The sequence below is a fragment of the Mycobacterium intracellulare ATCC 13950 genome (assembly GCF_000277125.1).
Taxonomy (GTDB): Bacteria; Actinomycetota; Actinomycetes; order Mycobacteriales; family Mycobacteriaceae; genus Mycobacterium; species Mycobacterium intracellulare.
The window spans coordinates 4,605,816-4,619,544 of sequence record NC_016946.1; the positions used below are offsets into that span (position 1 = coordinate 4,605,816).

Here is a 13,729-nt window from a genome sequence, read left to right on the forward strand (position 1 = left end):
CTCAGTGCCGGTGGGTGTTGTCGGGTTGGCGGGGGTCGCCGGGATGCTCGTAGCCGGGCGCGAGCCGCACCAGCTCGGCGCGGCGGGCGTGCAGCCACAGCCGGAAGGCGCGCCGCCGGGCGGCGCCGCGCAGCTGCTCGGCGATCGCCGATCGCACCTCGGCCAGCGGTGGAGCGGCCAACGCCGTTGTGCGCCAGCCGTTTTCACCCGGTCGTGCCGCGGCGAAGCGCAGCGGGTTGCGGGCGTGATAGGCGGCCACCTCGTCGTCGGTGACGTGCACGTCGGCGGTGACGTCGGCGAACAGCGCCCGGGCGCGCGGGTCGGCCAGTACGGCCGCGGCGATGCTGCCGATCTCCAGCCGTGCGGTCACGTCGGGCAGCAGCTCCGTCTCGGTCGGGGCTTCGCGCGGGTCCAGCCCGCGCGCGTCCGCCTCGGCGGCGACCACCCGCCGGGTCACGATGAGCTGGGTCAGCCAGCGTCGCAGTTGGCGGCCCTCGCTGGTGCCCGCGGCCGGCAGTGCGCCCGCTCCCCGCCCCGCGCGCAGCCGCGTTTCGGCCGCGTCGACCTCCGCGCACGACACGGGGATGCCGGCGACGGTCGCGACAGGGTGGCCGCTCATGTCACCGTCACCCGGACCGCGGGCGAGTAGACCAGCCGCCCGGCGCAGCCGATGCGCACCAGCGCCCACCATTGCCCGGGTCCCAGCCAGGCCGGCGGGGTCACCCGGAAGCCGAGGCCGACGGTGCCGCCGGCGGGCAGGACCGCGCCGAGGGCGGCGGGTCCCATCCATTCCCACGTGCCCCAGGGGCTGATCAGATGCGCCTCGAGCGCCAAATCGGCCCGGGCGTGGGTGCCGACGGTGACGGTCACCTCACCCGCTTCGCCGGGTCGCAGCGTGACCTCGCGCGGCCCGTCGGCGAGGTAGACCAGGCCGCCCGGGTCGACCGCCGCGCCGCCCACCGCGACCACGCACACGTCCTCGACCGCTTGCCGCCAGGGGGCGGGGATGTGTTCGCCGGTGAGGCGCAGCCGTGCCCGGACGGGGTAGAGGCCCGGTTCTGCCGTCGGCGGGATCGACACCACCACGTCGGCCTCCAGGTGGCCGCCGCTGCACAGGGTGAAGGGCAGCTCGGCGGGCGTGGCCGACCAGCCGTCCGGGCACGCGAGGACGACCCCGCCGCGCAGCGTGGCGTCGCTGCAGTCGCTGGCCGCGGTCAGACGCACCGTCACGTCGCGGCCGGGCTGCGCGCTGATCTGCGACGGGTGCAGGTGGGCGACCGCGGGCAGGCCGCCGAGCGGCGCGGGCCCGCGATTGTGCAGCCAATAGCGGGCGTAGAGCGGCTGGGCGGCCTCGGCGTTCGGCGCCAGGGCGGCGGCGTCCGAGAGCGTCGCGGGCAGGTCGAACCGGGCCAGCACGGTCGCCACCTGGTAGCCGTGCAGGTCGACCGAATCCAGCCGCCCCTCGGGGGCCTCCAGGAGGTCGGCGGCCCGCAGGTCGCTGATCGCCGCGACGTCCGAGCTAAGCGTCACCCGCGCGCCCGCCCCGGTCGTCTCCACCAACCGCAGGGCGACCGAGTGCGGGTCGACCGGCGCGGCGCGGCCCGCGGTCAGCGGATCGCCGGCCGCCTTGAGGGCCGCCAGGTGGACCGAGTCGGCGGGCTCGACGCGCAGCAGCGCACCGGCCGGCGGCAGCGCACCGGGCCGCCGGCCGCCGGCGACGGCGAGCAGCGGCTGCGCGAACTGCGCGCTGCGGGTGGGAATGTCGGCGCGCCGCCAGTCGCCGTCGCCGCTGACCAACGCGTAGTCGAAATCGTGGGTCCAGTGCTGCAGCTGGAAGTTGGAGCCGTCCGGCGCGGTGCGGCGGGGGTCATCGATCCAGATGCCCGACGGCCAGCCGGTGCACGAGCGCATCAGCGCGGTGTGCAGGGTGCCCTCGGTGTCGACGGCGAAGCTGGGCACCCCGCGGTTGAGCAGGGCGACGGTGCGGTCCTCGAACGCCTCCGTTCCCGACGCGGGCCGCTGCGCGACGACGATCTCGGCGTCACCGAGATCGTCGGCCAGCGCGGCGATCTCCGCGCGCAGGTCCTCGTCGGCGCGGCCGTCGACGACCAGCACCGGCAGCGCCCGCAGTCCACGCAGGTCGGCGCCGGGCACCCACACCGCGGCCAGCGGCGTCTCGGCCGGCACCCACACCCGGGCCCGGCCGGTCGCCGCCAGCTGGCGGTCGAGTTCCCCGGCGTACACCGGATCGGCGTGGGCCAGCACCGCCTCGGTGAAGGCGTTGCGGTCCGGCCCGCCCAGCGCGATCCGCACGTCGGGCAGGTTGGAATCCACCTCCAGGTGGCCGTAGCGGGGCTTGTCCGCGGCGGTGCAGGTGGCCGTGACTCCGGCGCGGACCAGCGCCACCATCAGCTCGCGCGCCAGCGGCCCGGACACCGCCTCCGCCGGAGACACCACCTCGGCGACCGAGATCGCCCGCACCCCGGCCCCCGACACCCGGACCCGGGCGGCCGAGGACAGGCCGAACCAGCCGTACGCCGGGTTGTCCAGGGCCCACAGGTGCCGGGCGGTGTCCACCGCGCGCGGCCCGTCGTGCAGCAGCGCGAAACCGCGGCCGACGACGGCGTCGCCGACTTCGCTGACCGGCATGGCGCCCGGCACCGGGCACGGCCAGCGCAGCCGCACCAGCTGATCGGCGCCGGTGAAGTCGTCGATGGTGGTGCGGCAGTCCACCCGCGCGACGCCCCGCCACAGCGTCAGGGTCTGGGTGTAGCGCAGCAGCGTGCCTATCCGGCCGCGGACCACCACCCGCTCACCGAGGGGTCCGCGGAAGGCCCGCACCCGCGCCGGCGATTCCGACGAGCACACCACCGGCCCCTTGGGCAGCAGGTGCCACGGTCCCTCGCCCTGCGTGGGGTGCGACGGGTATTCCTCGTAGACGGCGAGCTCGTTGCCCACCCGGCCCTCGGCGATCAGCTCGCGGCCCCCCTGGGCAGACAAGTCGATCAGCGAGGCGACGGCCCCGCCGCGGGCCGCGTCGACCTCGAGCCGGTAGTGCTCGTTGGCGATCACCGATCCCGGCACCGCCGCCCAGCCGGCCGCTTGGTCGGCGGGTGCCAGCCGGTAGGCCCGCCAGCCCAGCGACCCGACATCGCGGGCCAGCCAGGTGACCGAGCTCCCGTCGTGCTGCACCAGCGCGGGCAGTTCGGCGCCGTCGGCGTCCAGCACCTGCACGCCCGCGGGCAGCGGCGGATCGATGCGCGCGGTGACGAGGTCGGTGCGTGGGTGCGCCAGGGGATTCCACACGACGACGTCGCCCTCGATCGCCCCGGACAGCAGCGCCAGCGAGGCGTCCCGGGCCGCGCGGCCCAGCTCCCACGCGTCGCGCCAGCCGGTCAACAGGTCGAGGTAGACCTGGTCGGATTCCGACCCGGTGATCGCGTCGTGGTGCGCGCCGTAGGCCAGCTGCACCCACGCCTTGGCCAGGGCCGCATGCGGGTAGTCGGCGCCGGTCGCCAGGGCCGCGAACACCGCGAACCGCTCGGCCGCCAGCACGGCGTTCTCCGCGGCCCGGTTGGCTTGTTTGGTGTCGATGTAGGACACGTCCTTGCCGGTGTAGATCGGGTTCATGTCCCGGGTCTGCGGCGACGGCTCACACCCGCGCTGCGCCAGCTCGGCGCGCACCGCCGCGAAGAACTCGCGCGGCAGCGCGCATACGAATCGCGGCCAGGTGTAGCGGGCGGCCCAGTCGCGATGGATCGCGGTGACCCATGTGTTGGGCGGCGTGTAGTCGGTGCCGACGGGCAGCAGCACGTTGCGGGTCAGCGCCACCGTTTTGAGCTGATCGAACAGCTCGTACGTGGCGTCGGAGGCCTCGCGCAGCGTGGTCGCGGAGTCCATCCACCACCCCGCCGAGTAATGCGCGGGCATGTAGTGGGTGAGCAGGCCGCGGCCCGACGGCGAGATCCACTCGAACTCGCTGCAGAACTGCATGCCGCCCAGTCCGCCGTCGCTGTGCATCGGGCCCCACTGGTGGTGCGGTCCCCGGGCCCACGAACTCGACGTCAGGCCGGCGTCGGCGGCCAGGCCCGGGAACTGCGGGTCGTGGCCGAACACGTCCAGCTGCCACGCGGTCGCCGGGTCGGCACCCAGGACGTGGCGCTGAAAACCCATGCCGTGCACCAGGTTTCGGATGGTCGTTTCCGGGCTGGTGAGATTGGTGTTCGGTTCGTTGTAGGTGCCGCCCAGCACCTCGACGCGGCCCTGCGCGATGAACCGGCGCAGGTCGGCGCGGTCCTCGGGGCGGGTGTCCCAGTACGGCTTGAGGTAGTCCACCTCGGCGAGCACGAACTTGTACTCGGGCTCGCGGCGGGCCATCTCCAGGTGGGCGTGCACGAGCTCGAAGCCGTTGGTCTGCCGGGCCCGCCCCGGCGGATCCTCGGTCCATTCGCTGGTGTAGGCGCCCTGGGTGTTCCACCACACCGGGTCGTAGTGGAAGTGACTGACCATGAACATGGTCCAGCCGGGCTCGGCGACCGTGAACTCGAACGGCATGTCCGCGCGCCCGGCGCGCACCCGCGCGGACCGTCGCTCGCCGACCACCGGACGGTCCACGGTGACGGGGACCTCGACGAGCTCGTCGCCGATATCGGCGACCGCCTCCCCGGTCAGGCCGTCCCCGTCGATGCGGACCCGCCTCGGCTCGCCCACCCCGGCGACGGTGACGCGCGCCAGCTGCAGCGGGGCTTCCGGCGGCCCGACGAAAAGCTCCGTCGACTCCGCCGAAACCAGCTGCATCCCCGCACTTTACGGCGGCGCGGCCAACCGAGAAACCCGTCGCCTGACCGCGAACCCGTCCCATTGGTGGAAAGCTCGGTGCCATGGCAGATCTGAGCGCCCAACTGGCCGACCAACTCGACTGGCACTGGCGCAACCAATTGCGCCCTCGCCTGGGCGGCCTGACCGACGACGAGTACTTCTGGCAGCCGGTGCCCCACTGCTGGACGGTGCACCCGGACGGGTCGATCGACTTCGCGTTCCCGGCGCCCAGCCCGGCACCGTTCACCACGATCGCGTGGCGCATGGCGCACGTGATTGTCGGGGTGTTCGCGATGCGTGCCCATCACCATTTCGGTGGACCGTCCGCCGATTACCAGAGTTGGAACTACGCCACCACCGCCGCCACCGCCCTGCGGCAACTGGACGAGACGTACGCGGTGTGGATCAACGGTGTACGGTCGCTGTCCGCCGCCGACCTGACCCGCCGCTGCGGCGCGGCCGAAGGGCCGTACGCCGACTACCCGCTGAGCGCGCTGGTCTTGCACATCAATCGGGAAGCGATCCACCATGGCGCCGAAATCGCTTGCCTGCGCGACCTTTACGTTCACAACAGGATGGATTGACAATGCCCGCCCTCGCACCACCGGTGTCCGATGAACGCAGCGCCCTGCGCGAATTCCTGGCGTTCCACCAAAGCGCGTACTTCGCCGTCAGCTACGGCCTCACCGACGAACAGGCCCGCTCCACGCCGTCGGCCAGCGCGCTGTCGATCGGCGGGCTGGTCAAGCACGCCACGGGGATGCAGCACAGCTGGATGACCCGCGTCGCCGCCGCGCCCGACGCGCCGCCGAAGGACACCCGTCCGTTCGAGCAGATCAGCAAGGAGTTCGCCGACCAGCATGTGATGGGTCCCGACGAGACGCTGGACGGGCTGCTGCGGGCGTTCGAGGCGCAGAACGCGACGTCGCTGCGGCTGGTCGAGACCGCGGACCTCGACGCCGCGGTGCCCGTGCCGCGCGACATCCCCTGGTTCCCCAAGGACCAGCGGGCGTGGTCGGTGCGCTGGGTGATCCTGCACGTGATCAACGAGCTGGCGCGGCACGCCGGTCACGCCGACATCGTCCGGGAGACGATCGACGGCGCGACCATGTACGAGCTGATCGCCGGGCACGAAGGCTGGGCGATCGAGGGGTGGGTGCAGCCGTGGCGAGGCGGGCACCGGCACCAGTAGAGATTGGGACTTGCCAGCACGGGTTTGGCAGACTGCTGGAATGAGTTCTACCAAGCATCGAGAGGTGGCCAAGCTCGACCGGGTGCCGTTGCCGGTCGAAGCGGCCCGGGTAGCGGTGACCGGTTGGCAGGTCACCCGCTCCGCCGCTCGCATCGTCACCAAGCTGCCCGGCAGGGGTCCGTGGCAGCAGAAAGTGATCAGGCAGCTCCCCCAGACCTTCGCCGACCTGGGACCGACGTACGTCAAGTTCGGGCAGATCATCGCGTCGAGCCCGGGGGCGTTCGGCGAATCGCTGTCCCGGGAGTTCCGCGGCCTGCTGGACCGGGTGCCGCCCGCCGACCCCGGCGAGGTGCACAAGCTATTCATCGAGGAGCTCGGCGCCGACCCGTCCGAGCTGTTCGCCAGCTGGGACGAGGAGCCGTTCGCGTCGGCGTCGATCGCCCAGGTGCACTACGCGACCCTGCACAGCGGCGAGCAGGTCGTCGTCAAGATCCAGCGGCCGGGCATTCGCCGCCGGGTCGCCGCCGACCTGCAGATCCTCAAGCGCTTCGCCCAGGCCGTCGAGGTGGCCAAGCTCGGCCGCCGGCTGTCCGCGCAGGACGTCGTGGCCGACTTCTCCGACAACCTGGCCGAGGAGCTCAATTTCCGGCTGGAGGCGCAGTCGATGGAGGCGTGGGTCTCGCACCTGCACGCCTCCCCGCTGGGCCGCAACATCCGGGTGCCGCAGGTGTACTGGGACTTCACCAGCGACCGGGTGCTGACCATGGAGCGGGTGTCCGGCATCCGCATCGACGACGTCGCCGCCATCCGCAAGGCCGGGTTCGACGGCGTCGAGCTGGTGAAGGCGCTGCTGTTCTCGCTGTTCGAAGGTGGGCTGCGGCACGGGCTGTTCCACGGCGACCTGCACGCGGGCAACCTTTACGTCGACGATCAGGGCCGGATCGTGTTCTTCGACTTCGGGATCATGGGCCGCATCGATCCCCGCACCCGGTGGCTGCTGCGCGAATTGGTGTACGCGCTGCTGGTCAAGAAGGACCATGCCGCGGCGGGCAAGATCGTGGTGCTGATGGGGGCCGTCGGCACCATGAAGCCCGAGGCCCAGGCCGCCAAGGATCTGGAAAAGTTCGCCACCCCGCTGACCATGCAGACGCTGGGCGACATGTCCTACGCCGACATCGGCCGGCAGCTGTCGGCGCTGGCCGACGCCTACGACGTCAAGCTGCCCCGCGAGCTGGTGCTGATCGGCAAGCAGTTCCTCTACGTCGAGCGGTACATGAAGCTGCTGGCGCCGAAGTGGCAGATGATGTCGGATCCGCAACTGACGGGGTATTTCGCGAACTTCATGGTCGAAGTCAGCCGCGAGCACTCCTCGGACGTCGAGGTATAGGCGTGCAGGTCCGCACGGGATACGCCATATCAGGCGACCTGAAGCTGTACTACGAGGACATGGGCGACGTCGACGACCCGCCCGTCCTGCTGATCATGGGGCTGGGGGCCCAGCTGCTGCTGTGGCGAACCGCGTTCTGCCAAAAGCTGATCGACCAAGGGCTGCGCGTCATCCGGTACGACAATCGAGACGTCGGCCTGTCCAGCAAGACCCAGTACGGCAGCTCGGGACAGCCGCTGGCGACGCGGTTGGTCCGGTCCTGGCTCGGTCTGCCCAGCCGGGCGGTGTACAAGCTCGAGGACATGGCTGACGACGCGGCGGCCGTGCTCGATCATCTGGGCATCGAACGCGCCCACATCGTCGGGGCGTCGATGGGCGGCATGATCGCCCAGATCTTCGCCGCGCGATTCCGCGAGCGGACCCAATCCCTGGCGATCATCTTCTCCAGCAACAACGCGGCTCTGTTGCCGCCGCCGGCACCGCGCGCGCTGCTGGCCCTGTTGAAGGGGCCGCCGCCGAACTCGCCGCGCGAGGTGATCGTCGACAACGCCGTGCGGGTCGGCAAGATCATCGGCAGCCCGCGCTACCGGGTGCCCGACGAGCAGGCCCGCGCCGAGGCCGCCGAGGGGTACGACCGCAATTACTACCCGCAGGGCGTGGCGCGGCACTTCGCCGCGGTGCTGGGCAGCGGCAGCCTGCGGCGCTACAACCACGGCACCGTCGCTCCGACCGTGGTGATCCACGGCCGGGCGGACAAGCTGATGCGGCCCTTCGGTGGCCGCGCGGTGGCCCGGGCCATCGACGGCGCCCGATTGGTGTTATTCGACGGGATGGGTCATGATCTGCCACAGCAGTTGTGGGATCAGGTGATCGGCGTGCTGACTAACAATTTCGCCAGGGCGTGTTGAGCCAAAAGGCATTCCGCAGAAACATTTCCCCGCATTTTCAGTCCATGCCGCAGGGTTGTACGGTTGTCGAAGGAGGGTGGGTGTCGCAATGGTGAAGCTGGAGCCGTATTACGAAGAGTCGCAGGCTACCTACGACATTTCGGACGACTTCTTCGCGTTGTTCCTCGACCCAAACATGGTCTACACCTGCGCGTATTTCAAAGACGACGACATGACCTTGGAACAGGCGCAGCTGGCCAAGCTGGACCTGGGGCTGGACAAGCTGAACCTCGAGCCGGGCATGACGGTGCTCGACGTCGGGTGCGGCTGGGGCGGGGCCGTGGTCCGGGCGCTGGAGAAATACGACGTCAATGTCATCGGCATCACGCTCAGCCGCAACCATTACACGCGCACCAAGGCGCGGCTGGCCGCGATCCCGACGACGCGGCGCGCCGAGGCCCGGCTGCAGGGGTGGGAAGAATTCGACGAGCACGTCGACCGGATTATCAGCTTCGAGGCCTTCGACGCGTTCAAAAAGGAACGCTGGCCCGCGTTCTGGGACTGGGCATATGAAACCCTCCCCAACGACAGCCGGATGCTGATGCACAGCATCTTCACCTACCCGCAATCGCACTGGAAGGAAGTCGGCATCAAGATCACGATGTCGGACCTGCGCTTCCTGCACTTCCTCGGCAAGGAGATCTTTCCCGGCGGGCAGATGTGCGGCGAAGCCGACATCGTCGACCTTTCGCGAGCCAGCGGTTTCGGCCTCGAGCAGACGCAATACCTGCAGTCGCACTACGCCCGGACGCTGGACACCTGGGCGGCCAACCTGGAGGCCAACCGCGACCGCGCGATCGCCATCCAGTCCGAAGAGGTCTACGACCGCTTCATGCGCTACCTGACGGGCTGCGCGAACCTTTTCCGCAAAGGCATCTCGAACGTGGCCCAGTACACGCTCACCAAGTAGCGTCGGCGGAAAGTAGAGTTTGGCTGCGCGGTCGGGCCCGCGACGCGCACTCGCACCCTTCGGAAACGACGCCTCGACGTTGGGTATCGTTGCTGCTCACACCGGACCCCTCGATGCGCGCGACTAGAGGCAGCGAACGTCATCGAGGAGAACAGGACGAAAATGGCTGAGCAACCGACTGGCCCGACGAAGACGCGGACGCGCTCGGAAGACATCCAGGCGCATTACGACGTCTCCGACGATTTCTTCGGCCTGTTCCAGGACCCGTCACGGATCTACAGTTGCGCCTACTTCGAGCGCGACGACATGACCCTGGAAGAGGCCCAGTACGCGAAGATCGACCTCAACCTCGACAAGCTGGACCTCAAGCCCGGCATGACCCTGCTCGACATCGGCTGCGGGTGGGGCACCACCATGAAGCGCGCCGTCGAGCGGTTCGACGTCAACGTCATCGGCCTGACGCTGTCCAAGAACCAGCACGCCCGCGCCGAAGCGTTGCTCGGCTCCATCGACAGCAACCGCTCGCGGGAGGTGCGCCTGCAGAACTGGGAGGACTTCTCCGAGCCCGTCGACCGCATCGTGTCGATCGAGGCCTTCGAGCACTTCGGCCACGAGAACTACGACGACTTCTTCAAGCGGACCTACGACATCATGCCCGACGACGGCCGCATGACCGTCCAGAGCAGCGTCAGCTACCACCCGTACGATCTGGCCGCGCGCGGCAAGAAGCTGAGCTTCGAGACGGCGCGGTTCATCAAGTTCATCGTGACCGAGATCTTCCCCGGCGGCCGGCTGCCCTCCACCCAGATGATGGTCGACCACGGCGAGAAGGCCGGTTTTGTTGTGCCCGAACCGCTTTCGTTGCGGCCGCACTACATCAAGACCCTGCACATCTGGGGTGACACGCTCGAGTCGAACCGGGACAAGGCCATCGAGGTCACCTCCGAAGAGGTCTACAACCGCTACATCAAGTACCTGCGCGGCTGCGAGCACTACTTCACCGAGGAGATGCTCGACGTCAGCCTGGTGACCTACCTCAAGCCGGGCGCGGCCGCCTGAATTTCTGCGGCGCCTGTCGGATTGGCGCTGCGCGGTTCGTCGAGTAGGTAGAGAGTGGAGCAGACGGCTTCGCTCACTACCGGAGGTGACGACCATGCAGTACTTCGCCTTGTTGATCAGCAAGGAACAGGACCGTGCGCCCGACGATGCCGCCGCCGCGATGGCCGCCTGGGAGAACTTTCACGCCAAGGCCGGGCCGGCGATCAAGGCCGGTGACGCCCTGGCGCCCGCCGCGTCCGCCGTGGCCATTTCCGGCGGCCCGGACGCGCCGACGGTCACCGACGGTCCCTTCGCGGAATCCGCCGAAGTGGCTTGCGGCTATTACGTGTTCGAGGCCGAAAACCTCGACGAGGCGCTGGCGCTGGCGCGCGACGTCCCGGTGGCCGAGTTCGGGGCGGTGGAGCTGTGGCCGGTGGTCCACGCCGTCGAGCCGTCCCGTGCGCTCACCGGCAACGACTGGCTCGCGCTGCTGCTCGAGCCCGCCGAATCCGCGCACACACCGGGCACGCCGGAGTGGGAGGCGGTGGCGGCCAAGCACGTCGAGCTGCACGCCGCCGCCGGCGATCACGTGATCGGCGGCGCCGCGCTGCACGACCGGTCCACGGCGACGACCGTGCGGGTGCGCGACGGCGAGGTCCTCATCACCGACGGGCCGTACGTGGAGGGCGCCGAAATCGCCACCGGCATCTACCTGTTGAGCGCCGCCGATCGTGACGAGGCGGTCAAGATCGCCTCGATGATCCCCGCCTCGTCCGTGCAGCTGCGCCAGTTGGCGGGCGTCTCCGGCCTGTAGCGAGATGGCCGACCTGGACGGCGTCTTCCGCCGGAAGTGGGGCCCGGCCGTGGCCGCGCTCGCGCGGTGGTCGGGTGACCTCACCGTCGCCGAGGACGCCGTCCAGGAGGCCTGCGCCGAGGCGCTGCGCACCTGGCCGCGCGACGGGCTGCCCGCCAACCCGGGCGGGTGGCTGGTGACCGTCGGCCGTAATCGGGCCCGTGATCGCCTGCGCCGCGAATCGGTGCGCCCCGGAAAGGAATTGGCGGCCGTGTTGGACGACATCAGGGCGCGCACCGAGCACACCGACCCGCACCCGGTTCGCGACGACGAGTTGCGGATGATGTTCACCTGCGCGCACCCGGCGCTGGACCGGCAATCGCAATTGGCGCTGACGCTGCGGCTGGTCTCGGGCCTGACCGTCGGCGAAATCGCCCGCGCGCTCCTGCAGACCGAGGCGGCGATCGGCCAGCGAATCACGCGCGCCAAGAACAAGGTTCGGCACGCCAACATCCCGCTGCGCGTCCCGCCCGCCGAGCTGCTGCCCGAGCGCACCCCGCACGTGCTGGGTTGCGTCTATTCGGTGTTCACCGAGGGCTACTGGTCGACGGCGGGCCCGTCGGCCATCCGCGACGACCTGTGCGACGAGGGGATCCGGCTGGGCGGCGAGCTGTGCGCGCTGCTGCCCGCCGAGCCGGAGGCGCACGCGCTGTCCGCCCTGATGCTGCTGCACGATTCGCGACGCGCGACCCGGGTGGACGAGTCCGGGATGCTGGTGCCGCTCGAGGACCAGGACCGCCGCCGGTGGGACCGCGCGCGCATCGCCCGCGGGCTCGAGCGGTTGCGTCACGCCCGAGGCTCGACGGGCGCCTACCTGCCCCAGGCGGTGATCGCCGCGCTGCACGCCACGGCCCCGTCCTGGGAACGCACGGACTGGGTCGCCATCTGCTCGGCCTATGACCGGCTGTGGCAGCTCACCGGGTCCCCGGTGGTGGCCGCCAATCGCGCGCTGGCGATCGGCTTTCGCGACGGGCCCGACGCCGGGCTGGCCGCCCTGGACGATGTGGCTGGCGATCCGCGGCTCGCCCGCTCGAACCTGGTCGCGACCGTGCGCGCCGACCTGCTGCGCCGCGCGGGCCGGCCGGCCGATGCGCTGACGTGGTACCGAGCGGCGTTGGAGTCCAACGGGTCTGAGCCGGGACGCGCGTTCCTGCGGCGCCGCATCGCCGAGTGCGGGGGGTAATTCCCGCCGAACGTCGACTTGTGGCGCCGATTACTTGGGTGATCGCGCCACAAGTCGACGTTCGACCAGGAGAGAGATCAGGCCTCGGAGAAGTTGCGGGTGACCGACGGGTCGACCGGAATGCCCGGCCCCGTCGTCGTCGACACGGTGATCTTCTTCAGGTAGCGGCCCTTCGACGCGGACGGCTTGAGCCGCAGCACCTCGTCGAGCGCGGCGCCGTAGTTCTCGGCCAGCGACTTCTCGTCGAAGGAGGCCTTGCCGATGACGAAGTGCAGGTTGGCCTGCTTGTCGATGCGGAAGTTGATCTTGCCGCCCTTGATGTCGGCCACGGCCTTGGCGACGTCGGGGGTGACGGTGCCGGTCTTCGGGTTCGGCATCAGGCCGCGCGGACCGAGCACCCGCGCGATGCGGCCGACCTTGGCCATCTGGTCCGGGGTCGCGATCGCGGCGTCGAACTCCAGCCAGCCGCCCTGGATCTTCTCGATCAGGTCGTCGCTGCCGACGATGTCCGCGCCGGCGGCCTGCGCCTGCTCGGCCTTGTCGCCGACCGCGAACACCGCCACCCGGGCGGTCTTGCCGGTGCCGTGCGGCAGGTTCACCGTGCCGCGGACCATCTGGTCGGCCTTGCGCGGGTCGACGCCGAGCCGGATCGCCACCTCGACGGTCGCGTCCTGCTTGCTCGACGACGTTTCCTTGGCGAGCTTGGCCGCCTCCAGCGGGGAGTACAGGCTGTTGCGGTCCACCTTCTCGGCGGCGGCGCGGTATGCCTTGCTGTTCTTGCTCATTGATTCATCCAATCTGGTGTTGGGTCGTGGTTATCGGGCCGAAGCCAGCCCTCCCACGGTGGTGGTGCGGGGTATTACTCGACGGTGTCTTTGCGTCGATTCGTCCTTCCCATACCTACGCTGGGCCTCGTTCCTCGCCCCGCTTCGTCATGCTCGGACTACTCGACGGTGATACCCATCGACCGGGCGGTGCCGGCGATGATCTTGGCGGCCGCGTCGATGTCGTTGGCGTTCAGGTCGGCCTTCTTGGTCTCGGCGATCTCCTTGACCTGATCCCAGCTGACCTTGGCGACCTTGGTCTTGTGCGGCTCGGCCGAACCCTTGCCGACGCCGGCGGCCTTGAGCAGCAGCTTGGCGGCGGGCGGGGTCTTGAGCGCGAAGGTGAAGCTGCGGTCCTCGTAGACCGTGATCTCGACCGGGATGACCTGGCCGCGCTGGTTCTCCGTGGCGGCGTTGTACGCCTTGCAGAACTCCATGATGTTGACGCCGTGCTGACCGAGCGCGGGCCCGACCGGCGGCGCCGGGTTGGCCTGCCCCGCCTGGATCTGAAGCTTGATCAGCCCGACGACTTTCTTCTTCGGGGCCATGAGATGTTGTTCGTTCCTTCCTGGTTTGT

12 protein-coding genes are annotated in these 13,729 nt (G+C 70.1%); 8 read left to right on the plus strand and 4 right to left on the minus strand.

Going from position 1 to position 13,729, the window contains the following annotated elements; translation table 11 throughout:
* Position 1: 1 nt before the first annotated feature.
* Both OCU_RS46270 and OCU_RS46275 read right to left on the minus strand, forming a co-directional pair.
* Positions 2-619 carry a DUF7158 domain-containing protein gene (locus OCU_RS46270; RefSeq protein WP_008260892.1) on the minus strand — a complete coding sequence of 206 codons (618 nt, stop codon included), beginning with the start codon at positions 617-619 and terminating at the stop codon, positions 2-4.
* Entirely contained in the window at positions 616-4,797 is a 4,182-nt protein-coding gene (locus tag OCU_RS46275; protein WP_014381145.1) for a glycoside hydrolase family 38 N-terminal domain-containing protein, read from the minus strand. The genes OCU_RS46270 and OCU_RS46275 overlap by 4 nt, the downstream gene beginning before the upstream one ends.
* A gap of 83 nt (positions 4,798-4,880) precedes the next feature.
* Here OCU_RS46275 and OCU_RS46280 point away from each other — a divergent pair, with 83 nt between their 5' ends.
* The 8 genes from OCU_RS46280 to OCU_RS46315 all read left to right on the plus strand — a co-directional run bounded on the left by OCU_RS46280 (position 4,881) and on the right by OCU_RS46315 (position 12,328).
* Positions 4,881-5,402, plus strand: coding sequence for a DinB family protein (locus OCU_RS46280; RefSeq protein WP_008260895.1), 522 nt, complete (start codon positions 4,881-4,883; stop codon positions 5,400-5,402).
* 23 nt (positions 5,403-5,425) lie between these two features.
* Entirely contained in the window at positions 5,426-6,010 is a 585-nt protein-coding gene (locus tag OCU_RS46285; protein ID WP_014381146.1) for a DinB family protein, read from the plus strand.
* Between the two features lie 40 nt (positions 6,011-6,050).
* Positions 6,051-7,397, plus strand: coding sequence for an ABC1 kinase family protein (locus tag OCU_RS46290; protein ID WP_020823622.1), 1,347 nt, complete (start codon positions 6,051-6,053; stop codon positions 7,395-7,397).
* 59 nt (positions 7,398-7,456) lie between these two features.
* On the plus strand, positions 7,457-8,305 hold the full coding sequence (locus tag OCU_RS46295; RefSeq protein WP_263646913.1) for an alpha/beta fold hydrolase: 849 nt from the start codon (positions 7,457-7,459) through the stop codon (positions 8,303-8,305).
* 88 nt (positions 8,306-8,393) lie between these two features.
* A complete protein-coding gene (locus tag OCU_RS46300) occupies positions 8,394-9,254 on the plus strand; it encodes a cyclopropane mycolic acid synthase family methyltransferase (protein WP_008260900.1) in 861 nt (286 codons plus the stop codon).
* Between the two features lie 162 nt (positions 9,255-9,416).
* Complete coding sequence (mmaA4, locus tag OCU_RS46305; RefSeq protein WP_008260901.1) at positions 9,417-10,313, plus strand: hydroxymycolate synthase MmaA4; 897 nt, start codon at positions 9,417-9,419, stop codon at positions 10,311-10,313.
* Positions 10,314-10,407: 94 nt separating this feature from the next.
* Positions 10,408-11,106: a YciI family protein gene (locus OCU_RS46310; protein WP_008260902.1), complete on the plus strand. Its 699-nt coding sequence runs from the start codon at positions 10,408-10,410 to the stop codon at positions 11,104-11,106.
* 4 nt (positions 11,107-11,110) lie between these two features.
* Positions 11,111-12,328: an RNA polymerase sigma factor gene (locus OCU_RS46315; protein ID WP_009957381.1), complete on the plus strand. Its 1,218-nt coding sequence runs from the start codon at positions 11,111-11,113 to the stop codon at positions 12,326-12,328.
* 77 nt (positions 12,329-12,405) lie between these two features.
* On the opposite strand, the gene rplA is transcribed toward OCU_RS46315, so the two are convergent.
* Complete coding sequence (rplA, locus tag OCU_RS46320; RefSeq protein ID WP_008260906.1) at positions 12,406-13,113, minus strand: 50S ribosomal protein L1; 708 nt, start codon at positions 13,111-13,113, stop codon at positions 12,406-12,408.
* Positions 13,114-13,271: 158 nt separating this feature from the next.
* The gene (rplK, locus tag OCU_RS46325; protein ID WP_007767860.1) at positions 13,272-13,700 is read right to left on the minus strand and encodes a 50S ribosomal protein L11; all 429 of its coding nucleotides are present in this window, start codon (positions 13,698-13,700) and stop codon (positions 13,272-13,274) included.
* Between the last annotated feature and the right edge of the window lie 29 nt (positions 13,701-13,729).

Coding starts and splice junctions, on each gene's coding strand:
- OCU_RS46270 (WP_008260892.1), bottom strand. CDS start 619: ATGAGCGGCCACCCTGTCGCGACCGTCGCCGGCATCCCCGTGTCGTGC.
- OCU_RS46275 (WP_014381145.1), bottom strand. CDS start 4,797: ATGCAGCTGGTTTCGGCGGAGTCGACGGAGCTTTTCGTCGGGCCGCCG.
- OCU_RS46280 (WP_008260895.1), top strand. CDS start 4,881: ATGGCAGATCTGAGCGCCCAACTGGCCGACCAACTCGACTGGCACTGG.
- OCU_RS46290 (WP_020823622.1), top strand. CDS start 6,051: ATGAGTTCTACCAAGCATCGAGAGGTGGCCAAGCTCGACCGGGTGCCG.
- OCU_RS46295 (WP_263646913.1), top strand. CDS start 7,457: ATGGGCGACGTCGACGACCCGCCCGTCCTGCTGATCATGGGGCTGGGG.
- OCU_RS46300 (WP_008260900.1), top strand. CDS start 8,394: ATGGTGAAGCTGGAGCCGTATTACGAAGAGTCGCAGGCTACCTACGAC.
- mmaA4 (WP_008260901.1), top strand. CDS start 9,417: ATGGCTGAGCAACCGACTGGCCCGACGAAGACGCGGACGCGCTCGGAA.
- OCU_RS46310 (WP_008260902.1), top strand. CDS start 10,408: ATGCAGTACTTCGCCTTGTTGATCAGCAAGGAACAGGACCGTGCGCCC.
- OCU_RS46315 (WP_009957381.1), top strand. CDS start 11,111: ATGGCCGACCTGGACGGCGTCTTCCGCCGGAAGTGGGGCCCGGCCGTG.
- rplA (WP_008260906.1), bottom strand. CDS start 13,113: ATGAGCAAGAACAGCAAGGCATACCGCGCCGCCGCCGAGAAGGTGGAC.
- rplK (WP_007767860.1), bottom strand. CDS start 13,700: ATGGCCCCGAAGAAGAAAGTCGTCGGGCTGATCAAGCTTCAGATCCAG.